General features: G+C 64.5%; 11 protein-coding genes. 7 read left to right on the top strand and 4 right to left on the bottom strand.

Features of this window, described 5'->3' with window-relative positions; all coding sequences use genetic code 11:
• Positions 1–207: 207 nt before the first annotated feature.
• Complete coding sequence (locus tag KY495_RS00150) at positions 208–429, top strand: hypothetical protein (protein WP_219881781.1); 222 nt, start codon at positions 208–210, stop codon at positions 427–429.
• A gap of 13 nt (positions 430–442) precedes the next feature.
• Here KY495_RS00150 and KY495_RS00155 read toward each other — a convergent pair whose 3' ends face one another.
• Both KY495_RS00155 and udk read right to left on the bottom strand, forming a co-directional pair.
• Positions 443–811, bottom strand: coding sequence for a response regulator (locus KY495_RS00155; protein ID WP_219881782.1), 369 nt, complete (start codon positions 809–811; stop codon positions 443–445).
• Between the two features lie 299 nt (positions 812–1,110).
• Entirely contained in the window at positions 1,111–1,752 is a 642-nt protein-coding gene (gene udk, locus KY495_RS00160; RefSeq protein WP_219881783.1) for a uridine kinase, read from the bottom strand.
• A gap of 182 nt (positions 1,753–1,934) precedes the next feature.
• Here udk and KY495_RS00165 point away from each other — a divergent pair, with 182 nt between their 5' ends.
• Complete coding sequence (locus tag KY495_RS00165; protein ID WP_219881784.1) at positions 1,935–5,411, top strand: response regulator; 3,477 nt, start codon at positions 1,935–1,937, stop codon at positions 5,409–5,411.
• Between the two features lie 36 nt (positions 5,412–5,447).
• Here KY495_RS00165 and KY495_RS00170 read toward each other — a convergent pair whose 3' ends face one another.
• Positions 5,448–6,107, bottom strand: coding sequence for a hypothetical protein (locus KY495_RS00170; protein ID WP_219881785.1), 660 nt, complete (start codon positions 6,105–6,107; stop codon positions 5,448–5,450).
• A gap of 140 nt (positions 6,108–6,247) precedes the next feature.
• On the bottom strand, positions 6,248–6,685 hold the full coding sequence (locus KY495_RS00175; RefSeq protein WP_219881786.1) for a hypothetical protein: 438 nt from the start codon (positions 6,683–6,685) through the stop codon (positions 6,248–6,250).
• Positions 6,686–7,134: 449 nt separating this feature from the next.
• Here KY495_RS00175 and KY495_RS00180 point away from each other — a divergent pair, with 449 nt between their 5' ends.
• From KY495_RS00180 to KY495_RS00200, 5 genes are read left to right on the top strand one after another with little or no spacing between them, the layout of a single operon-like run.
• Positions 7,135–9,546, top strand: a complete 2,412-nt coding sequence (locus tag KY495_RS00180) for a S8 family serine peptidase (RefSeq protein WP_219881787.1) — start codon at positions 7,135–7,137, stop codon at positions 9,544–9,546.
• A complete protein-coding gene (locus tag KY495_RS00185; RefSeq protein ID WP_219881788.1) occupies positions 9,539–12,952 on the top strand; it encodes a DUF6603 domain-containing protein in 3,414 nt (1,137 codons plus the stop codon). Before KY495_RS00180 ends, KY495_RS00185 begins: the two co-directional genes overlap by 8 nt.
• Positions 12,949–16,293 (top strand): hypothetical protein, encoded by a 3,345-nt coding sequence (locus KY495_RS00190; protein ID WP_219881789.1) that lies wholly within the window; start codon positions 12,949–12,951, stop codon positions 16,291–16,293. Before KY495_RS00185 ends, KY495_RS00190 begins: the two co-directional genes overlap by 4 nt.
• Positions 16,294–16,306: 13 nt before the next feature.
• On the top strand, positions 16,307–21,883 hold the full coding sequence (locus tag KY495_RS00195; RefSeq protein WP_219881790.1) for a hypothetical protein: 5,577 nt from the start codon (positions 16,307–16,309) through the stop codon (positions 21,881–21,883).
• Positions 21,876–23,735 (top strand): hypothetical protein, encoded by a 1,860-nt coding sequence (locus KY495_RS00200; RefSeq protein WP_219884416.1) that lies wholly within the window; start codon positions 21,876–21,878, stop codon positions 23,733–23,735. Before KY495_RS00195 ends, KY495_RS00200 begins: the two co-directional genes overlap by 8 nt.
• Positions 23,736–24,507: the final 772 nt, after the last annotated feature.

Raw genomic sequence — 24,507 nt, forward strand, 5'->3', positions numbered from 1 at the left:
GCGCCGGTGTGAGCGAGGAACAAATCGGGAGTGCAGGCCGGCGCCACATCGGATGCTGGATTGCCACGCAAGCGGGCGCGTAGGAATGGTCTTACCGGCACGCAAAGCGCGTACCTACTGTCCAGCACGTCATTACACTTTACGATGTCTGCAGCTGACAGCCGCCTCGACGTTCTGTCGGCCACCCGACAAATTCCCTGCTTCAAAATGAACCGACGTGTTGATGAGAAAACGGCAGAGCTGGTGGAGATGGCCTTGCTGACCAAGGCGGCCTTCGGGCCGCACCTGGCCCGCCGTTACGTGCAGATCAAGGATGCCGATTCCCAGTTCATGCGCGAAATCCTGGCGCGGCCCGCGAACCAGACCAGAAGCCGCAGCAGCGCATTTTGCGCCAACTGCGAGGGACGCCGGCGCGAGAAAAGATCGTGATGCCGGCACTGCCTCATGGCGCCAGAAAGCCCTCCAGCGCCGCCTGCAGCTTATCCGGATCAATCGGCTTGCTCATGTAACCGTCAAAGCCGAGGCGCAGCAAGCCCGCCTCGTCCCCTTCCATGGCCATGGCCGTTACTGCCACCACCGGTACCGAACGCAGCGCCGGTTCTTGCTTCAGGGCGCGCAGGAGCGTCGCGCCGGACATGCCGGGCAGCCCGATGTCGCACAGGATCAATCCCGGCGAAACGGATGTCGCCAGCCTGAGGCCGTCTTCGGCATTGAAGGCAAAGATGGGCGTGTAGCCAAAGCTCTTCAAGAGATAGAGCATCAACTCCATACTGGCAGAATCGTCTTCAATGATCAGGATGCGTATACTCATGCCCGTTTTTTACCATGAAATACCAGCTAATTCTCAGTTACAGAAATTGAACGACCGAAAAACAACTTCTTGGCGGGCGCGGACGCCTTACTCGGTACCCGACCATTGCGGGTTTCGCCCTTCGTCTGTGCAGGCACAGCAACTACCCAGATGCTTGTCGACGGCGACCAAGTCCCCGCGTCGTGCACCGCGTTCGCGGGATGGGCACAAGTCAACATCCGCTTTATGGAACACTAAGGGCTATAGGCATCGAACCTGGATGGTCGTCAGGCTCCCTTCATTCAGCCCCCGCGCACCGGTCACGGGCGCTTCAACTGGCCAATCACGCTGGCAACCTTGGTGGTGATGACGTCAACGGCGGGGCCATTGGCCCCGTGCGGCAGAATGACATCGGCGTTGCGCTTGGTCGGCTCGATAAACTGCTTGTGCATCGGCCGTACCGTGTCCAGGTATTGCCCTACCACGCTGTCCACAGTCCGGCCGCGCTCGGTAATGTCGCGCTGCATGCGGCGGATGAAGCGCACATCGGGCGCAGTATCGACGAAGATCTTCAGCGACATCATGTTGCACAGGTCCGCGTCATATAAGGCAAACAAGCCTTCGATCACGATGACCGGCGCCGGCTTGACCGGAATGGTCTTGTTGGAACGGTTATCGATCGTGAAGTCATATTCCGGCATCTCGATGGCCTCGCCATTGCGCAAGGCATGGACGTGCTGCACCAGCAGCGGCCAGTCAAACGCCTGGGGATGGTCATAATTCTGCTTGCGCCGCACTTCGGGGCTGAGGTGGGACTGGTCACGGTAGTAATCATCCTGCATCACTACCGACACCATGTCGGCGCCAAATGAGGCAAGCACTTGCTGGGTCACCGTTGACTTGCCGCTGCCGCTGCCGCCAGCGACACCGATCACAAACGGTTGGAAAGAAATCTTGTTCATCTTCGCATGATACCGTAGCGGCGGCCAGACCGACAGGGCCGCCGCCCCCAGCCTGTCTGTGTCGGGCGCGTGGCACCGCCGCGCACACCCCTGCCCCGCACGCCTGCCGTATTGTCGGGCTGACTACTTTTCTGCTACCATCGTTGGTTGCTCATTCATAAACGGAACGGCCCACCATGCCCATGACGCGCTTACGTCACCAGACAGCGAGCGTCTGCGCCGCCCTCCTCGCCCTGCTCTCCCTGTATGTCCTCACCGGCTGGGTTCTCGGCAATTCGTCGATGGTGCGCGTCATTCCCGGCAGCGTTGCCATCAGCATCAATACCGCCGTGATGTTCCTGGTCGGCAGCATCGCCCTGGAACTGGTCAGGCGCCATCAGACCGGCACCCCTGTCTTTCATCTGCTGACGCTGGCGCTCATCACCCTCTCAAGCGCGATTTTTGCGGAGCACTTGTTCGACATTGACCTCGGCATTGACCTGGCCGCCGTGCACGCTGCCCTGGGCGACGGTCACGCCAAGCCGGGACGCACGGCGCCCAACGCCTGCATCGGCTTTTTAAGCGCCGGGCTGGCACTGGCCTGCGGTTGGGGCTGGGGCGGCCCCCGCATACGGCCTCTGGCACGCTGGTTTGCCAACCTCACGCTGCTGATCGGCGTGGCCGGTTTTGCCGGATATCTGCTGGGCCTGGATGCCATGTACCGCATCGCCAGCCTGAACCGGATGGCCACCTTCACCGCTCTGGGCATGACGGCGCTCGGTCTGGGCTTGCGCGTGCTCAGCGCCAGCGGCAAGGCAGTGCCACTGGACGAAGCCGGACGCATCACCCGGCTGGCCGGCATGCTGCTGGTCGTGTTCGCCATTGCAACCGGCTTGTCGAGCTTTGCCCTGTTGCGCGGCAGCTTTGAACAGTCGGCCGCCGAGCATCATGCCTACACGGCCCGCACGGCTGCCAGCAGCATGTCGGGCTTGCTGCAGGATGCGGTCCTGCTGTCTTCGTCCGTGGCGCACCGCCCGTCCCTGTTGCGCGCAATGCAGGGGCTGGCGCGCAATGAGGACGACCAGGAGGCGATGCAGCGGCTCCAGAGCGCCGCCACCGCATTTCCCCAGGCTGGCTTCAGCGCGCGCATCGTAGCAGCGAGCGGGGCGCAGCTGTATGAAAGCGGCGACATGAACGGCGCGCCTGCTTTCGCTGTGTCTTTCGGCACCAGCACCGATGTCACGGCGTTGTACTTCAACCAGGGCTACCGGGTGCGCTCCACCCACATCATCCGCGCGGGCGCGCAGATTCTCGGCACCGTGACCACCGAACGCAAGCTGACTCCGCTCGACGACATCATCAGCGAGCACCGCCAGGCTTCCGCCACCACGGATGTAGTGCTGTGCGGCTACCAGAGCAGCGTCGTGAAATGCTTTCCCAGCCGCTTCTATCCGAAGGGCGAAAAATACGCGCTGCGCGACGCCCAGGGCCGGCCCGCTCTGCCCATCAGCCGCGCGCTGCTGGGCGAAAGCGGCGCCACCCGCCTGAAAGACCCGCGCGGGGTGGCCGTATTGGCAGGCTTTACCGGCTTGCCGGACTTTCCCCTTGGTATCGTCGTCAAGACCGACCTCAGCGAACTGTACTTGCCCCTGCGCGAAAAACTGCACTGGCTCATTGCCGCCGTGGCGCTGTTTGTCCTGATCGGCACGTTCTTGCTGCGGCGTTTGGTAGAGCCGCTGATTGGCCAGATTGTCACCGAGAAACGGCGCGTCAAGAATCTGCTCGACAATTCTAACGATGCATTCATAGCAATCGGCCCCGACGGCTGCGTCAGCGACTGGAATCGCCAGGCCGAACTCATGCTGGGCATTCCGGCAGAGAAGGCGCTGGGCCGCGATCTCGCCCAGTTGATCATCCCCGTGAACCAGCGCGCAGCCCACAATGCCGGCTTTGCGCGCTTTTTGAACGGGGCCACGGGCAATGCCATCAACAACCGGGTGCAGGTGCACGTGGTCCATGCGAGCGGGCATGAGATCCCGGTCGAACTGTCCGTGTCGGCCGTCATGCATCCCGACGGCCGGGGCGCCAGTGCCTTCCTGCGCGACCTTACCGCCCAGCGCGCAGCGGAGGCGAAAGCGGCAGAGCAAAGCCAGGCCATTGAAGAAGCGCGCCTTGCCCTGGCCAAGTCCCAGCGCCTGGAAGCGGTCGGGAAACTGACCGGTGGCGTGGCGCATGATTTCAACAACGTCTTGCAGGTAGTGCGCGGCAATCTTGAGTTGCTGAGCCAGGAGGCCCCGCCGGAACCGGCTGCCCGCCGCGTGCACAGTGCCATGGAGGCGGTTGACCGGGGCGCCAGGCTGTCGGCCCAGCTGCTTGCGTTTGCGCGCCGCCAGCCGCTCGAACCCCAGCCCACCGACCTGGGCCGGGTGGTGCGCAGCATGGAAGACATGCTGCAGCGTGCCATTGGCGACGCCATCGAGATTGAGGTGGTGATCTCCGGCAGCCTGTGGCATGCACTGGTCGATCCCAACCAGCTCGAGCATGTGATCCTGAACCTCGCCATCAATGCGCGCGACGCCATGAAAGGCAGCGGCAAGCTCACCATCGAGGCCGGCAACGCCGCGCTTGACGAAGACTACGCGCAGCGCGAACCTGGCCTGCAAGCGGGGCAGTTCGTGGTGCTGGCCATTTCCGACACCGGCTGCGGGATGAGCCCGGAAGTGCTCGAACGCGCCTTCGAGCCCTTCTTCACGACCAAGGCAGAAGGCGAAGGCACCGGCCTGGGCCTGAGCATGGCTTATGGCTTCGCCAAGCAAAGTAACGGCCACATCAAGATCTATAGTGAAGTGGGCGAAGGCACGACGATCCGCATCTACCTGCCGCGCACGGGCGCCGCATTAACCCAGCATCAGGAAAGCGCCAGCCAGGATATCGTCGGCGGCAGCGAGACCGTGCTGGTGGTCGAGGATGATGCCGCGGTCCAGGCAACCGTGGTGGAAATGCTGCTCGGGCTGGGCTACAAGGTGCTCAAGGCCAGTCACGCGGCCGAAGCGATGGACATGATCGAAGCGGGCGCCGCCGTGGACCTGTTGTTTACCGATGTTGTCATGCCGGGCCCCTTGCGCAGTCCCGACCTGGCGCGCCGGGCCAGCGCCCTGCTACCGGGGTTGAAGGTGCTGTTTACGTCCGGCTACACGCAAAACGCCATCGTGCATGGCGGTCGCCTGGATCCGGGCATTGCCTTGCTCAGCAAACCCTACCGCCGCGACCAGCTGGCACGCAAGGTCCGCGCCGTGCTCGGGCCAGCTACGGCCACGCCGGCAGCCGTTCCCGCCGCGCCCTTGATTGCTTTTGTCGAAGACAATGACGACTTCCGCATGCTCGGTGTGGAACTGCTTGCCATGCTGGGCCATACCGCGCACAGCTTTGCCAGTGCCGAGGAAGCGCTGGAACCGCTGCGCAGCGGGCGCTTTACCATGCTGTTGACGGACGTCGGCCTGCCAGGCATGTCCGGCGTCGAACTTGGTGCCATAGTGCACGCTGAGAACCCCGCCATCCAGGTCGTGTTTGCCAGCGGTTTTGGCGAAGCGCTCACGCCGCGCCCGGATTTCCCACACCGGATACTCACCAAGCCTTTTACCATTGAGGATTTGCAAGCCTGCCTGAGCAATGCGCGTTAGGCGTCAGGGCCCGGGCGTACGCGGCCGCCCGGCCTATCACAGCAGGCGCTTGATGGTGTCAAGCTGGTCGATCCGGATTGCCACGCACGGCCCGCTGAACCACATTTCGCGCTGCCTGTCCTGAATCGTCGCCAGCGTCACCGGGGTCACGATCTGCAAGCGCATTCTGGAAGATCCGTACGTGTGGCGCAGCACCTCATCCACATCGGCCCCGGCCGGAAACATGGCATCAATGTCCCCGCCCTTGCCGCGCAGGCGCTGCACGTCTTCCCGAAATGCAGCGTAAGAGTCGTCGCGCAGGCCCAAGCTCTTGAAAAGCGCATTCCACTCCATGATGGAGGGCGCGCTCCGGGGACGGAAATGATCCATGGCGATGCGGGTATCGAGGAAATCGTGGCCGTATGTGACGCCGATGGGAATGCCGTCGAACGGAAAGATGGCATAGGTAGCGCCATAATCGCCGGCATACTGCAGGTTCAGCCAGTTGCCGCAGATGATGGATTCGCTGCGCCTGGGGTAGCCCTCGTGCGGCAGGAATTCATCCATGATAATGGTGTGATAGTGCTCGTCGCTTCTTGACTGGCGCTCGCCCTGCGTGCCCTCCAGCCGGTACAGGGGCGCGTCACCACTGAAGCCACGCACGATGGGGATGTCGATGTGCCGGCAGGCATCACGACATGCCGTACGCAGGAGCAACAACGCCTGCTTGCGGTCGATGGGGAGTCGGTGGTTTGGCAGCATCTCGACAGTTTATCAACTTTCGATGCTGGCTGACGGACCACTTGATGACGGCCCTTATTCGACAATGAGTGCCGCTGGGCCGGGTAAAGACGGCGTTACTTTGCTGTATCTGTTCTGGACCGCAAATTGTCTGCTGGAGCGACGCTCAGGAGCGAACTGATCACATCTTGCACGACCTTCTTGCCGAAGTCTGGCAAGCGGCGGAAGTCTCTCAGCAAGATCAACTCGACAGTCTCCAATCGGTCCGTTTGAACGTCGACGGTGTAGGCTCCGTTATCCGCATCACCATATTGCAGCCATGATGCATGGACGCCAAGCCAGCTCGCAAGAATGACCATCCGTTCATGGGTCGGCAGCGCTTCGCCCAGCAACCACTTGCGGGCAGCGTGCGTGGTGATTGATGCGCCATCGGCGCGCAGATTGAATTCATGGGCAACAACAGAAGCGCGCGCCTGGACCCCGGCTTCCCGCAACCGTTCGCGCAGCCGGTCGCTGAAATGCTGGCGCTCCTGAGCGGCGATTTTGGAACTCATCCTCTTCCTTCGTGATACGTCGCTCTCGCGGCAGCGTTAAGGTTATAAATGAATACCTATTGTCGCTCATCTCTGCATAAAAGTTAGTTATGAACTGCGCGAACTGCAAAGTTACATTCTTGAGGACGTGGACCTGTGCTCCGGGGCCTCTGCCGGTCTCGGTACTGCAGCGAGCGCCGCCGCGTTGTGCACGGAGATGCGCGCATGGTCTTCGGTCGTGCGCGCTGCTGCCCCCCACCGCCCTGAACGTGTTGCAAACCCATCAAAAGTGCGAAAAATCTTTTAAAGAAATCTATTATCGATGTCGCCAGCCTGAAATTGGGTATAGAATTAATTAGAGAAATCACAATGTTGCAGGCAGACTCAATCGGGATCCCGCACCTTTCCGCGACTGTATTTGATACCCAGCTTGAGGCACTCATCAGTTTGTCGTCTTGAAAGGAGCCCATATGGGGTCCAGCGAGTCGGAAGATGAAAAGCAAGCAGAACTGCTCCGCCGGTCAAGAATCTCGCCGCATCTGCTGGCGATGCTTGTCGATTGGGAACGCCGCCAACGCAAGGAAACCCCGCCGAGCACCGCGGCCCCGCACGCCGGCGACATCCCCGTCGTCGCCGTCCTGATCGAACTGGCGCAGCCCGACCCGGACAAGCTCAGCCAAGCCGGCTTCATCGTCACCCATCTGTTTGGCAATGTCTACGCCGCCGACGTGCCCCTCGACCGGCTTAAAGCGCTGGCCGATATGGACGGCGTCGTCCACATTCATCACGAAAAGACGACCAAGCCCGCGCTCGACGATTCCATACCCGAGATTCGCTGCAATACTGTGCGCAATCCCCAGTTCCCTTTCACCGGCACCAATAAATACACCGGCCTGGGCGTGGTCATCGGGATCATCGATTCGGGCATCAATATCCTGCATCCGGTGTTCCGGCTACCCAATGACCAGACCAAATCGCGCATCCTGGCGATCCTCGATCAAACCCAGAGCCCGGCCGTCACGTTCACCAAGGCGCAGATCGAGGCGGCGATTGCCACCAGCACCCAGATCATCGTTCCCGGCGCCGGCACGCCGCGGGTGGAAACCGATATCGACGATCACAAGCACGGCACCCACGTGGCAAGCATCGCCGCCGGCAACGGCAAGATCGCCGGCAACTGCAAGGGCGAGTACACCTATGTCGGGGTCGCACCCGAAGCGGCCCTGGTCATCGTCAAGCACAGCTTCAACGGCACCCATGCGCTGCGCAGCGCGATCCAGTTCATCGCCGACACCGCGGCGGCCCAGCCGGGCGGCATCACCCCCGCAGTGATCAACATGAGCATCGGGCAAAACCTCGGACCGCATGACGGCACCGACCTGATGGATCAGATGATCGACCAATGGCTGGCCGCGCGGCCGGCCGGCGCGCCGCCAGTGGTATTGGTGGCGGCCGCCGGCAACGAGGGCGGACACGAGGAGCCAGGCGCGGTAGTCATCAGGGCGGGCGACGACTCGCACGCAACCGGCACGATTGCCGCCGCTGGCGTGGCCAAGTCGATCAGGTTCAACCTGCGCGCCCTGGAGCCGCATCAGCCCCGTACCGGCCAACTGGTCAGCAGCGCCGAGATCCGCTTCACCGCGCCTGCCGGCCTCACCTGCCAGCTCATCCCTCCAGGCAACAACATCGCCGGCGGTGCGAACACCGCGCCCCCGGACGGCGCCACGACGTTTACCGAGGTGACGCAAAACAGCACCTGCACCATCATCGGCGACATCCCCAACGCCGCAGCCAACGCGCGCCGCATCACGCTCACCATCACCTCGGCCGCCGGTGGCCAGAACCAGCCGGGCGACTGGACGATCGTGCTCACCAATGCCGGCGCGGCGCCCATCACCTACCATGCCTGGCTCAACCCGGGCCTTCATTTCGAGCGCTTTCGCGATGACCTCTCGCGCGCCAACACCGTCGGCTCGCCCGGCAGCGCGACCAGCATCATCACGGTTGGCAACTATCATTCGTCCGGCAAGGACAAGGGCAAGATCGCCGATTCATCGAGCCGCGGCCCGCGCATCGACGGGCTGCAGAAGCCCGACCTCAGCGCGCCCGGCCAATCCATTTGCGGCGCGCGGCGCGATTTCCATGATGGATGCTGCTGCGATTGCTGCTGCGATTCCTATATCGACATGGATGGCACCAGCATGGCCGCGCCGCACGTGGCCGGCGCGGTCGCCCTGATTTTGGAGCGCAATCCGTCGCTCACGCATGCGCAAATCAAGACCATCCTCCTGAACCGGGCGCGCAAGGACAGCTTCACCACCCCGGCCAACAACAACGATTTCGGCAATGGCAAGCTGGACGTGATCGCGCTCTTGAACGATCCGATGGTGGCAAACGGCTTACCCAACGTCACCAGCGCCGCGTCCTCCCGCGCCCGCGCGCACGAAGTGGCCGCCATTGACGCGGCCGAGGCGCTTCCGCGCCTGCCCCCATTGGGCGAGGGCACGCCCCTGGGCCGCCTGCTGCGCACCGGCGAGGGTCAACGCATTTTCGAACTCGGCCGCCAGCATTGGGAAGAGGCGCGCGCGCTGGTCAACACGCGCAAGCGCATCGCCGCCGTATGGCACCGCAATCACGGGCCGCTGCTGCTGCATCACGTCGTGCGCAGCGCCATGCTGCCCGACGTGGCGCTGCCGGACACCATCGAAGGGGAACTGATCAGCGTGCGCGCCGCGCGCATCGTGTCGGCGATTGAAACCTGCGCCAGCGCCGAATTGCGCGCGGCGCTGCATGCCAACCTGCCGTGGGTCGCGCGGCTTCAGGGCAAGACACTGCTCGAGGTGGTGGACATGCTCGAAGCTGGAGACCTGCAACATGCCTGATCAAGCCGGTACCATAGAACAGCTGCTCACGCAGCTGGCCAACTCCCTGGCCCCGCTCGCCGACGAGCTGTCGCCGGCCTTGCTGCAAGACCTGGGGATCGGCATTCCCGCCGCGTGGAGCGCCCAGGCGGCGGCAGCCATGACGCACGTCTCGTCCGCCGCGCGCGCACTGCCGGCCGCGGTGCAGGACCTGGCGGCAGCCTCCGCCGGGGGCAGCGCGCCGGCGATTATCGCCAAGAGCGCCGTGCTGGGCGCGCGCATTGCCGAGCTTGCCGCCGCCGCCAACCAGCTGGGCGTGGTGCTGACCCAGGCGGCCAATGCCGACGGCACGCTGAGCGCCGCCCAGAAGGCCCGCTTTGCGGCCAGCCTCGACAACTTCTTCGGCCGCCTGGTCGAGCTGACCGCGCTGCGGACTCTGGAGAAAAAGCTGCCGCAACTGGCGGCGCTGCTGGACCTGACCGGCATCGCGACCAGCACCCTCACCCCGGGGGTGGCAGGCGACTTCACGGCGCCGCCGCATGTGCGCCGGGGCCTGGCGCTGAACCGGCTGGTCGACCTGTTCGACAACCCCGCCGCGCTGGCCCGCGATCTGTACCAGTGGGGCGATCCGGCCTTCGACGGGCGCGCTCTCCTGACCAGGCTCGCGCGCTACCTGCAGTTCTACGAGCTGCCCGCCATGCTGATCGACGCGCCCGGCCAGCCGCCCATCCTCGAATCGATGATCATCGCGCTGCAGGCGAACAACACCGTCGCGCCGCCCGGCCTGGGCTTCGAGCTGCGCCTGCCCGCCAGCTACAACATGAGCCGGCCGTTCGATCTGCCCGGGCCGTGGTCGCTCGACGTCGGTTTCACGGGCGCCTACGCGGCCGGCCTGCAGGGACTGGTGCAAGCGAACGGCAACTTCAAGGTGCGCCCGATCGGCACCATCAGCGCCAGCGCGAACGCTTCGCTCATCGGAAAAAACCCCGCCGGTCCGATGCAGATCATCGGCCTGCCCGGCGGCACGCGGCTCGAGGTGGCGCAAGTTTCCGCCGGCGTCGGCGTGCGGGTGACGTTCGACAGCGGCACCGGCACCGCCGATGTGGCCCCGGAAGTTACCGCCGCGCTCGACAACATGAAGCTGGTCATTTCGCTCTCAGGCGGTGACGGCTTCCTGCAAAACGCCATCCCGGCCAGCGCCATCGAAGCCGAATTCAGCCTTGCTGGCCGCCTGAACCGGGACGGCTTTGCCGTCACCGGCAGCGGAAAAATCGAGGTGCTGTTGCCCACCCACATTGCGCTGGGGCCGCTGGAAATCGAGAGCATCTGCTTTGTCGCCCGCCTGTTCGACCCTGATCCGGTGACGCTCGAACTGTCGGCTGGCCTCAAGTTCAGCCTGGGGCCGCTGGTGGCGGTAGTCGAGCGCATGGGCGCGAAAGGCGCGTTCAGGCTGCCGCCCGGCGCCGGCGGCAATGCCGGGCCGGTCCAGTTCGAGCTGGGATTCAAGCCGCCCGAGGGCGTCGGCCTGTCGATCGACGCCGGCGCCATCCGCGGCGGCGGCTACCTGTTCTTCAACCCCGAGGCCGAGGAATACGCCGGCGTGCTGCAGCTCAAGCTGCTCGACATGGTGTCGATCACCGCCATCGGGCTGATCACCACCCGCATGCCCGACGGCTCGAACAACTTCAGCCTGCTGGTGATCATCAGCGTCGAATTCATGCCCGGGATTCAGCTCGGCTTCGGCTTCACCCTCATCGGCCTGGGCGGCCTGCTGGGCCTGAACCGCACGATGCTGCTCGAGCCGCTGATGAGCGGCGTGCGCACCGGCACCATCAACGCGATCATGTTCCCCCAGGGCGACATCATCGCCAACGCGCCGCGCATCATCAGCGACCTGCGCGCCATCTTCCCGCCCTATGTGGGCAAGTTCCTGATCGGCCCGATGGCCAAGCTGGGCTGGGGCACGCCGACCCTGGTCAGCGTGTCGCTGGGCGTGCTCATCGAAATACCGGGCAACATCGCCATCATCGGCGTGCTGCGCCTGGCCATTCCGACTCCCGACGCCGCACTCATCATCATCCAGGTCGCGTTCGCCGGCGCCATCGAGTTCGATCGCAAGCGCCTGTTCTTCTTCGCCACGCTGTTCGACAGCCGCCTGATCTTCATGACCCTCGAGGGCGGCATGGGGCTGCTGCTGGGCTGGGGCGACGATCCCACCTTCGTGCTGTCCGTGGGCGGCTTCCACCCGCGCTTCACGCCGCCGCCGCTGCCATTTCCGAGTCCTGACCGGCTGGCGATCACGATCCTGAACACCTCGGCCGCGATGGTGCGGGTAAGCGCCTACTTTGCCGTCACCAGCAATACCGTCCAGATCGGCGCTGCCGCCGAGCTGCGTTTCGGCTTCGACGACTTCGGCATCGAAGGCCACCTCGGCTTCGACGCCCTGTTCCAGTTCTCGCCGTTCTACTTCATCATCGAAGTGAACATCTCGCTGCGCCTGAACGTGTTCGGCCTGGACGTGCTCAGCGTGCGCGTGGACCTCAGCCTGGAAGGGCCTTCTCCGTGGCGCGCCAGGGGAACCGGCCACGTGTCGCTCCTGTTCTTCGAGATCAGCGCCGACTTCGACGTGACATGGGGCGAGCGCGCCGAAACGACCCTGCCGCCCATCGCGCTGCTGCCGCTGCTGCAGGCGGAATTGGACAAGAAGGAAAACTGGACCGCTTCGCTGCCGGCCGGCAAAAAGCTGATGGTGACGCTGCGCTCTGCCAACGAGACGCCCACTCTGTTGCTGATGCATCCGCTCGGCTCGTTGCGGGTGAGCCAGCGCCTGCTGCCGCTGGGGCTCGGACTCGACAAGTTCGGCACCCAGCAGCCCAGTGACGCGACGCGGTTTGAACTGCTCGTGACCGGCGGTGCCCTGGCCAGGCTCGGCGCCGCGCGCGAGAAATTCGCGATGGCGCAGTTCGTCAAGATGGACGACGCGGCCAAGCTCTCGCGCCCCTCCTACGAGTCAGGCGAAAGCGGTCTGGAGCTGAGCGCCGCGGGCGCGCAACTGGCCACGAGCCACATGGCGCGCCGCATCGTGCGCTACGAAATGGTGATCATCGATGGCGAGTTCAAAAAGCACATCCGCAAGTCGCGCTTCTCCACCGGCCTGTTCGCGCATCACCTGGCTGGCAGCGCCATCACGCAAAGCGCCATGAGCGCGAGCAACCAGCGCAAGCTCGACCCCTTCCCGCACGAGAAAATCAAGGTCAAGGGCGAGGCCTACACCATCGTCGACACCGACACCAATCGCGTACCCGGCGGCGTGACGCAATTTGCCAGCGCTGCCGCCGCGCATGGCTACCTGCAAACGCTGCAGGGCTCGGAAGCGATGGCCGGACGCCATCTCGAGGTCGTCCCCGCCTGGGAGGCAACAGCATGAGCCATCCACTGGCCACCTATACGTTCCTGCCCTGGACCCGCCAGGGCCTGAGCTTGAGCATTGAGCAAACCGAAAGCACGCCCAATGCCGAACTGCGGGCGTCAATCGCCCTTGAGCTGACGCTGCGCGCACAGGGCATCAGCGCGCCCGTGCCTGACCTGAAGCTTGCCACCAGCAAGATCCAGCTGCACGGCCCCGGCGACCTGCTGGGCATTGAACAACTGCCGCTGATTAAGACCGAGCCGCGTCACTGGAACACCGATTTCGAGCCGAACTATCTGGCGCACATCGAGTTCTACGATGAGAATTTCCCCTGGCTCTACACGCCCGCCAAGGCCAACAGCACTAGCCACCGGCACACGCCCTGGCTCATGCTGGTGGTGCTGGAGGTGGGCGAATTCAGCGAGGGCAAAGGCGACACGGCCGCCCCTTTCATCGACATCGCCGACTTGAACAAGCTGCCGGTGAAATCGGAATTGTGGGCCTGGGCGCACGTGCAGGCCAACCGCAACCTGGGCGCCAGCGACACGACGATCGTCAGCGACGCCGGCCCTGCCATCGCCGACAAGCTGGGCGCCGCCCTGGCGCAGGATCGCGACATCGCCTTCTCCAGGATAGTCTGCCCCCGCCAGCTCGAGCCGAACAAGGCTTACCATGCGTTCTTGATGCCGAGCTTCGAGACCGGCCGCGTGGCCGCCCTCAAACTCGATGTCACCAAGGTCGACGACGCCATGCGCGGTGCGGCCGAAGCACACCCCGAGCGCGCCAACCTGGCCGGCGCGAGCTTTCCCTACTATCACCGCTGGTATTTCAGGACCGGCAGCAAGGGGGATTTTGAGTCGCTCGTGCGGCTGTTGAAACCGCAGCCGATGGACGTGCGCGTGGGCCGCCGCGACATCGATGTCCAGACACCTGGCAGCAATTTGCGCGGCATCGCCGGCCCCGATCTGAACGGCATCCTGCGCCTGGGCGGCGCCCTGCGCATACCCGAAGACACCCTGCCGCAGCACGACAGGGACGAGGCGAAGCGCTTCGAGGACTGGGCCGAGCCGCGGCCGCATCAGTTTCAACAAGACCTGGCCGCCTTCATCAACCTGGCCGACGATTACGCCACGCGCACCGCGGCCGACGCCCATGACGATCCCCGGGTACCGGCCGAGATCGGCTCGCTGCCGGATGGCGACACCGACCCGGACCCGCTGATCACCCCGCCGCTGTACGGCACCTGGCACGCGCTGAGCAAGCGGCTGCTGCTCCAGCAGGACGGCTCGCCCGTGCCGAACACGTCCAACTGGGTACACCAGCTCAATCTCGACCCGCGCCACAGGAGCGCGGCCGGCTTTGGCACCGAAGTGGTCCGCAAGCGGCAGGAAGAATACATGAACGCGGCCTGGGATCAGATTGGCGAGGTGCTCGAAGCGAACCGCAAGATGCGCCTGGCGCAGTTTTCGAAAGCCGTGTCGCTGGCCTGGTTCACGCGCAATGTCGCCCCGCTGGAAGCGAAGGCGCCCGAGCGTCTGCTGATGCTCGCAGCTCCCCTGTCCAAGCGCGTGATGATGGACGAGGTGACGCTGCACAAGTCGATCAGCGACAGCACCATCCCGGCCGCTTTTGTCGCCCCCACGGCGCGCCGCCTGCTGCGCCCCGCCGGCCGCCTTATCCGCTCCCTGCCCGCGGGCGCGGCGCCCGCATCATCTATTCCGGCCGAGATCATGCGCGGGCTCAACGACGGCACCCTGAGCTTGGCGCAAGCGCCCGCCCTGCCCCCAGGCGCGCCATCCGTCGGCGGCCTGGCCGACGACGTGGGCAGCAGCGTACCGGCCTGGTTGCGCGGCCTGCTGCGCCGCTACCCGCAACTGCCGCTGTGGGTTCTCATCGGCGGCCTTGTGCTGGCCCTCCTGCTGCTGGCAGGCGCCTTCCTGCTCGCCCTGCTGGTGGCGGCGGCAGCCGTGGCAGGCTACATCTGGCTCAAGCGGGCGGCCGAGACCCTCATCGCCGCCGACAGCCTGCGGCCCGAAGCCAAGGGGCCGGAGTATGTGGCCAGCCTGCCCCCGGATCCGACCTTCACGCTCGAAGTGTTTGGCGCCGTGGCAAGCGTGCCTGCAACCGGCACCGCCGACAACGCCACCGCTGTGCGCTTCAAGAACGCACTCGGCACCGCGATCGCATTCGACATCGACGCGCGCCGCGCCACGCCGCCGCGCATACGCAGGCCGCTCGTCGTCACGGTCGCCGCACGCCAGACGATCGTCACGCTCGACCCGGCGCGCTCGGTTCCGGCCTTCTATTACAAGACGATTCTTTTTCCGGACCGGATCAAGGAAGGCCTGCGCGAGAGCTTCGTCGAAGCCATGGCCTACCCCCGCATCGACCAGCCCATGTATCGGCCGCTGGCGGACATCAGCAGCGAAATGCTGCTGCCCAACGTCGGCCTGATTCCGCCCAACAGCATCAGCCTGCTTGAAACCAACCAGCCCTTCATCGAAAGCTACATGGTCGGCTTGAACCACGAGTTCGCGCGCGAACTGTTATGGCGCGAATATCCGACCGATCAACGCGGCAGCTACTTCCGCCAGTTCTGGGACGTGAGCGGCTACCAGGACACCGCGGGCCTGGCGCCGGACGCGCTGCGCGAAAAGCTGTACGACATTCCGAAACTGCACCTGTGGCCTTCCGCCTCCGCGCTCGGCGCGCACGACAACCGACAGCCACCGGGTTCGCCGCCGAAAGACGAAGTCGTGCTATCGATCCGCGGCGAACTGTTAAAGCGTTACCCGACGGCCGTCATCTACGCCCACAAGGCCGATTGGCAGCGCAAGCCGGACGGCTCGATCGATAAGACCTTGATCCGCGTACCCGTCACCCTCACGCCGGAGGAGGAGAACAATCCGCCGCCGGAGAAACTGAAAAACCCGCTGTTCGGCGCCAAGGTCGATCCCGACATCACCTTCCTCGGTTTCGATCTCACCGCCAGGCAAGCCAAGGGCGATCCGGCCGCCGACGACGCGGGCTGGTTCTTCGTGATCAAGGAGCGGCCGGGCGAGCCTCGCTTCGGCCTTGACATCAGTCGCGCCAACCCGCTGATCAACAGCTGGAGCGACCTCGCCTGGCCAGACGTCACCACCACCGATTCCATCTTGCGCATCAACGCGGCAATGAAGGAGTACGCGCTCACCACGCCGCCGCCGCCCGCCGAAGGGCCGGATGAAATGGCGCAGTATCTGGAAGACAGGCAGGTGGGCTGGAATCGCAATACGAATGCGGCCGACGTGGCCTACGTGCTCTATCAACTGCCGGTGCTGGTGGCGGTGCATGCCGCCGAAATGCTGCCATCAACTTAAGGAACGTGAATCCATGGCTGACCTGAATGAGCTGTTGCTGCGCGCCCGCGCGCATCGCGAACAAAGCGATGCGAACGGCCGCGCCCTGGCGACGGAGACGGCGCGATTGGGCAACCTGCGTGAACAACTCGCCGGCTTGGGGCGCAAGGTGTCGCCGCATGACGGCCAGCAGGACGAGCGGATCGCGCAACTGCGCGCGGCGATCGCCGCAAGCGAAGCGAAGGTGGCGGGAATCAGGCGCGATAAGCGCGCCTCGGCCGACGAATGGACGGGTATCAGCGCTCTGCTGGAGCCGCTGCTCGACCCGCGCCGCGCCATCGCCGCGCTCGATGCCGATTATCCGATTCTGCTGTTCCCGGTGCGGCTGGAAACCCGCTTCACTTCCGCCGCCGGCCCCACTGGCGCCATCCGGCAGCTGCTGGTTCGCATCTACCCCGACGACTGCCTGATCGACAGCTTCGAACCCGATCTGTCGGAGAACGAAGTGAAGAACCTCAGGCGTTACTGGTGCGGCATATGGGCTGCGGGCGGCGACCAGGCACGCGAGCAGTCGGCCTGGCGCGAGCTGTGCGCGGCGCATGGTGCCGGCCGCGCCATGTATCTGATTGAACAATACAAGCCGCTCGCGCAATCCGATCCGGCACCGGTGCGCAGCAGCCCGGCCGCCATGATTCTCGCTGTCTGCGCCGACGCCCCGTTGGCGAATGCGGTGGAAAAGAGCAGCCTCGCCGCGTACTGGAGCGCGACTTGGCGGGCCGGCAAAAACGCCACCGCGCTGGCCGCTGCCTTGCAGGCGCTGACCCTTGCGGTGGGCGCCGTGCGTGCAGAGGAACTGCGCACGACATACCAGCCATTCAATTCGCAAGATCCGCCAGCGGCCGGCGCCGACCGCGCCGTGGTGCCCGTGTCCACGGTGTTCCTTGTGCTGCCCGCCGTCGCCATCGCAGCGACCAAACGCCAGGCATGGACCCGTCCCCCGCAGGCAGCGCTACTGCCGGAGCGCTTCGTGCTCATTGCAGACAGCGGCCCGGAGCATATTGAAGTGCTCGGCGGCCTGGTGCAACAGCCACTGGCCGTGGGGCCCGATCCGCTGGCGGAAAAGAGCGAGCAGTTCCAGCAGGCCGACGGTGACCTGATCATGCCTGACCAGCTGCTCTGGATGTCCGACTTTGCCGCGGCGCTCAAGGCCGGCATGGCGTTTCGCGTCGATCTGAGCGCGCGCCAGGCGGCCGAAGGGTTCGATCGCCTGTATGTGCTTGGCGTGCGGCTCAACCCCGATCCGCAGCAATCGCGGCAAGACTTCGAACAGCTGCTTGCACACCACGCAGGCGGCCAGTCCGGCTTCGCAATCGTCCCGCAAGGCACGGCGACCAATAACAGTGAACAGGGCTCTACCGGATGGACCCGTGTGCAGGAGGCCGACGAGTTGTTCCCGCTGTCGCGCATGGCCGCCGCCGGCCAACAGCAGTTTGACGACAATGCGACCGCGCCCTACGCCAAGACTGACGGGCTGCACCTGGCCGAAGTACTCGGCATCGATGCGGCCGTACTGCAAGCCGTACCCAATGCCGACGGCCGTGACCAGGCGCAGGCGCGCGCCATGAATACGGCGCTATTCCCGGCAACGCTGGGCTACTGGCTCGACACGCAGCTGCTGCCCGCATTCGGCGCCGAGACGATCGCGCGGATCCGCCGGCATTTCGTGGAGAGGGTCAGCGGCCGCGGCCCGGTTCCCGTCGTACGCATCGGAAAGCAACCTTACGGCATCGTGGCCACAACCGCGTACAGCCGCATGACCTGGATGGACGCAATTGACGATGGCGGTGAGTTTGGGACAGCGCCGCACTCCAAAGACCGTCAATTCTTGATGACGCTGCGCGACATCCTGCGCACGATCGCGCGCCAGTATTGGGACAAGCTTGCGCTGAACGCGCCCCGCGTGGGACGGCGCAGCGAGAAACCTCAGCAGCAACTGCTCGACATCATGGGCCTACACCCGTCCTCGGTTGAATTTCACCTGCAAATACTCGATAGCGCTGACCGCATCTGGAACGAGTACAAATTGGGCTCGAAACGCCGCGCCGTGCTTGAGGCTTCGATGCGGGCCAAGATGCAGGCCACTTCCCAGGTATTGAAGGACCTGGGTTACGCCGGCAGGGAGCCCGAGATCACAGCGAAATTTTTTTCAGAGGTGGCCGGACCGATGACGCGGCCGGTGATCGACGTGCCGCCGCTGTCAGAGACGGCCGAACTGACTCTATGCACGCCCGACAGCAAGAACTACCTGACCTGGTGCCGCGAAAAAGCCAGGAGCGCTTTCGAAGATCTGCGGCTGCAGCGCGGCTTCAGCGAGGGCAAGACCCCAAACGCACTGTTGTACCACGTGCTGCGGCACGCCCTGCAGCTCGGTTATCACAGCACCGCCTTTGATCTGCACGAAGCGCATGAGCTGCTCACCACCGACAGGTTCACCGCCTACAAGGAACCGCAGTTTGTGCATGTGGCCGAGGCCACGGGCACCGAAAGCCGCTATGGCATGCTGTACGCAAGGCAGCCTGTGATCACCGGCTCGGCCAACAGCACGGTGGCCGAGTTCATTCCCAAGTGGCTGTCCACGCTGGGACAGAACAGTACCCTGGCCGCGCAAATCGAGGCGCTGGCGGTGCTGGAACATGCGAGCACCGCCGCCCTTGAGCGCGCCTTTGCCGAGCACATTGACCTGTGCAGTTATCGCTGGGACGCCTGGATGCTCAGCCTCGTGAACGAGCGCCTGCACCGCATGCGCCGCCCCTCGGGCGACGCGGGCGCGCGGCGCCAGGGACTGTATCTGGGCGCGTTCGGCTGGGTGGAAAACCTCAAGCCCGACCAGGGCCAGCGTTCCGCCGTGCAGTTGAGCGAGGCGCAGGCCGCCGTTTTCAATAAGCCAGGCCAGCCGCCCCTGTTCCGCGACGCCGCCAATGCCGGCCATGTGCTGGCGCCGTCGCTGAACCACGCGGGCACCGCCGCCGTGCTTCGCAACGGCTATGTGGCCAACGCGACGCCCGCCCAGCCGGACCTGCTGGCCATAGACCTGTCGTCGGCGCGGGTGCGCATCGCAATCCAGTTCATGGAAGGCATGCGCAACGGCCAGCCATTGGGCGCGCTGCTGGGTTACCAATTCGAGCGCCGGCTGCACGACCGGCACAACGAAGCCGAAGTGGACCGCTTTATTTACCAGGTGCGCAAGGCGTTTCCACTGGCGTCCAAGCACCTGGCCGAAACGGCCAGCGCGGAGGCGGACAATGCGGCCATCGAAGCGGTGGAAGCGCGCAATGTGTGCGATGGCCTGCTGTTGATCGAGCATGTGCGCACCAGCGCCATCAAGACTTACCCCTGGGGCAAGGCGCTGGAGCCGGCCAGCGCCACACAGCGCGCCATTATCGATGAAGAGGTGCTGAACCTGTTTCAGATCCACGACGCCATTTCGGACGTTTCCATCTCCGAAGCTGTCCATCAGCTCATGGTCGGGAACACCGATCGCGCGGCGGCGGCAATGGACGCCACCAGCAAAGGCAGCTTCCCGCCCGAACCGGATGTCGTGCGCACGCCTCGCAGCGGTATCGCCCTGACGCATCGCGTGGCCTTGCATTTGCCGGTCGACGCGGTCGCCGCCGCCGGCGCCAACGTGCGCGGCGTGGTCGAACCGGCCATCGACCGCTGGCTCGAAACTATCTTCCCGCCGATGGCCGATATCGTGGTTCACGTCGAGTTTCGCAACGGGGCGCCGGGCAGCGCGTTGGTGCCCGCTGACGTGACGATGCATGATCTTGGGCTCGGCCCTGTCGACCTGCTCTACATCCTCGATTTTGGCAGCGACCAGGCCATGGGCGAGTTCGATGACCGCATCGTCCACCACATCATCACCACGCGCGGCCTGTCGCCCGATGGGTCCGTTCTGATCCGTTACACCGAGCCGGGCGGCGTGAAAAAGTCAGCCTTCGAAGTGGCGCCGCTCGCCGCCAGCCTGCGCTCGATACTGCTCAATGCAAGGCCGCTGCGGCCCACCGACGCGGCGATGCCCAACGAAGCCGATCGCAGCGCCGACGCCGGTGTGGCGATCGCGCCTGCCCAGGTGAGCGCCGCACGCACAGCAGTGGCGCAGATCAGGACCGACGCCACCGCGCTGCGCGCGCTGATCGACCCGCTTGCGCTCCCCGCTTCCGCGTTTGCCGCGGTGGTGGGCGCGGTTGACGCACTAAGTGCCTCGTTCGTCGATTTGCAGCACCGCGCGGCACTGGCGGGAGTCGCTTTATCCAGTCCTGGATCGATCCTGCGGGCGCGCAGCGAATGGTTTCAGCAGGTGCGCGCCGCCGCCGTCAATCTGGCGGACCGCTGGTCGGCCAAACTGGCCGCCTGCGATGCGCTGCTGGCCGAAGCGGTCAATCCGGCAAACAGCGACCAGATGAAGCTTGACGCGATCGAGCGCGCCGAACGTGAAGTATCCACTTCCTACACCGACCCGATACCTGCCACACCAGCGCTGTACCTGCCCATTGTGCAGGCCCGGCGCGCCACGTTCGCAGCTTCCCTGGGCGCCGTGCAGGCGGTGAGCACGTCTGCGGCGGTGGATATCCAAACGCTGTGGAACGCCTGGAGCGCGACCTTCCCCGGCCGCGCGGCGATTGACCTTGCCCTCGACACGGCGGCCGCGCAGGAAGATCAGGTGCGCGCGCTGGTCAGCTCAATGCAGTCGCTGACATCGAGCCTCATCACCGAACTGGCCCAGCGCATTGCGAAGGCTGACAAGATGATTGCCGACGCGGCGACAGCAACAGGCGAGGCGCAGGTGCAGCTGCTCACCGACGCCGTCAAGGCCTTGCTCGGCGACGGGGCACGCATCATTCCGCGGTTTACTTTATCGGCCGATCACGGCGATGAATGGCAAAACGCGTTCGACGGACGGGGCGCGCTGCTTGCCCACCTGCTGCCCGCGCGCGACTTTCCCGTCGACGACTGGATGTACGGCATCGCACGCGTGCGGCCCAAGCTGCACGATTGGGAGAACGTGGTCTTGCTGACCGGCGCATTCGGCACCGCCGAACCGTCGCTGGCACCGGTGCAGTTTCCATTCAACGCGGCCGAGCCGTGGCTGGCGATGGAACTGCCGGCCGCATTTGAACTCAACAAATCGGGCGACCATCTGCTCTACACGGCGGCCTACCCGGGCGGCGTCTTCAACAAGAATGCGCCCCAGTTCGGCGGCCTGTTGATCGACGAATGGACCGAAGTGATACCGGCAACGCAGGAGACCGCGGGGCTGGCTTTCAACTTTGATCGGCCCAGCAACGAGCCACCGCAGAGCATGTTGCTGGTCACGCCGGCGAGCAGTGGCCGCCAGTGGACCTGGGACGACCTGAAGCTGGCGGTACCCGAAACCTTCGACATGGCGAAGAAGCGCGCCGTGGAACCGCGCGACATCAGCGCTACACCGCTGTCACGCTTGCTGCCCGCGACATTGATGGCGTTCACGACCAATGCGATGTCAATCAGCAGCGAACTGCGCGTGGCCGATATCCTTATTGCCGAGAAAAGGGCGAACCTCAATGGCTAACGTATTCAAACCACCGCTGGATATGGCCGCCGCGCTGAAGATCCGCGCCCTGCCCTCCATCACCCGCTGGGAGCGGGTTGAAGGCATCCCGCGCGCGCATGATTTGGCGCGGGCACTACGTGCCGAAGTGAGCGATCCTCTGTGGATGCTCGCGCGGCAGTGGCAATTGGGCGAATTCATCGGGGACGATGCGGGTTCACCCGTGTTGGCCAAGCTGCATATCAAGACGACCCAGCTGACCACCTATGCGCCGCGCGACGGCGCCGAGCAGGCGTTCGATGACGGCACGCCGCTGGAGAGCCGCGTCGAACAGCGGCCCATCGCTTTCACCGCTGGCGCGCAGCGGCTCTCGCTCGACTTGCGGCTGCTGATGGGCCGTCAATGGCTCAAACTGGTGGCGCGGGACGGATTGCCGTTTGCGGCGGGGTTCAGGGCCGTGTTCAAGGTGGAAGCGCCGGATCCCCTGTCGCCCCTGTCGGCGGGCGTGTGCGCGCATCCCGAGGCCTGGCAGCACACAGCCGCCTTCGCGGGCCGCGCCATGGATGGCTATCTCTGGTATCAATGGCTGGTGGCGCGTCCTTCTCCGCGCGACTATTCCACGTTGCCGCCGCCGCTGGTGATCGGCGGGGCCGATGCCGACGCTGTCGATCTGTTGGGCGATCGATTCATCGCGTGGTTCGACCAACTGATCGACCAGCCCTTGAAGCCCGAAGAAAACGCATGGGACCCCGCGCGGCTGGAGTACCGCTTTCAATGCTCGGCGCCGCTCGCCGACGGCAGGAAGGAGTTCGTGGCCGAGGAATACTACCTTGGCAATCTGGACTGGTACGCCCTGGACGAGGCGCCCGCGAGCGCGGCGCCGGCGCAGCGGCCGGAGGTGCAGTCGGAGATTATCCAGAGCTTTATTCCGACCTCTGTCGAGTTTGCGGGCATGGCCAATCCGCGTTGGTGGACCTTTGAGGACCGCAAGGTGAATTTTGGCGCGATCAAACCCGATACCACCGATATCGCCAAGCTGCTGATGCTTGAGTTTGGGCTTGTGTACAGCAACGACTGGTGCATCGTTCCCGTGCCGCTGGCTGCTGGCACGGTGGCGGATGTGGCCGGCCTGGCAGTGACGAACGTCTTTGGCGAGCGGCTGTGGATCGAGCCCGCGGGGCAAACGCCGGAGCAGGCGTGGCAGCGCTGGAGCATGTACACGCAGCACCAGATCACGCCGGCGCGCACACCCAGCACCAGCCTGCTGATGCTACCCACCGTGCCCAAGGTCCAAGAGGGTGAAGCGCTGGAAAAAGTGATCATCGTGCGCGATGAAATGGCGAACATGGTGTGGGGGATCGAGGATACGATTCCCTTACCACACGGGGTGGGCAGGTCTGGCCATGGCGCCGCTGCCGAGACGCTGCGCTTTTACGAGCGGCTGGTGGGCGGTTCGCCACCCGCGCCTGCGCTGCTGAACGAGGCGAAGGTGCGCTATGAGGTGATGAACACGGTGCCGGAGAACTGGATTCCATTTATTCCGGTGCATGTGCCCGGCGACAATCGGCAGATCCAGCTGCAGCGCGCCAGCCTGCCGCGCCGGGTTGAAAATCAGGTCGGGCCTGGGGAAAAGATCAAGCCGCGCACTTCCCTGCTCAGAGAGGGACTCGATCGCGTCGCGCCGGAAGCATATTTTGTGCATGAGGAGGAAGTGCCGCGCTCGGGGGTGCAGGTGACGCAGGCGTTTCAGCGGACACGGTGGGCCGATGGGCGGGTGGTTGTCTGGTTCGGCGCAAGCAAGCGGGTTGGGCGCGGGGAAGGGTCGAGCGGGTTGCAGTTTGATCGGCTGGTGGCGGTGCCGAAGAAGACGTAGGAGCCGGGAATCTTGTCATGCATAAGCTGAACACGCCCAGTTGTACATGTCGTCGTCGACGACGAGTGGAATACCGAACATAACATCCCAAATCGACGCGCCCCTATTATTCTGAATCGCAGGGCAACGGGGTCTACTATCGGAGTTGTAAGTGACGCCCCCAGTCTAAGGGTCTATTCTGTAATGGGACGGGGGTGTGGCCCAGCATTTCGGGCGCCCGCACCCGAGGAGGTTCGCGCAATCGTCCATATCCTCAACATGATTGTTGATCAAATAGCCAGCCTTGTCGGTGTCAAGGACGGCCGTGCCGTGCGCCGTTGGATGGCTCCGACAACATCGAAAACTCATGCTCAGATCGACTACGCTGCTTGGCGCCTGTTGTTGCTTGAATCGGGCGTTGTTCGGCTGCAATAGCGTCGTCCACAAAGCGAAAAATCTCTACGCAAAACTAGTAGCAATGACGGAGGAAAACCATTGTCTTAGCAGTTTATTGAATAGTGGCGGTTACGTTGGCGCGAAATTCCAACACCGGTCGGCACGGTGCTCCCTTGGAAAGCAGGACTGTTTGCCTTGCCGTCCCGATAACCCCGGTATCGGGCGCCGCCACCGGAATGCAATCAGCGTGGCCCGGCCACGAGTAAATTTAGCGACGCCCTTCAATACGATTTGCCGGGATTGTCTCGCCACAACTCCTCGTGACTGTCTTCGGCTCGCGGCGAGCCTGGCCGGGCCGCTGGAGGTCAGTGGCCGCGTGGCACGCTTAGTGCGCGCC

The organism is Massilia sp. PAMC28688 (assembly GCF_019443445.1).
Taxonomy (GTDB): Bacteria; Pseudomonadota; Gammaproteobacteria; order Burkholderiales; family Burkholderiaceae_D; genus Telluria_A.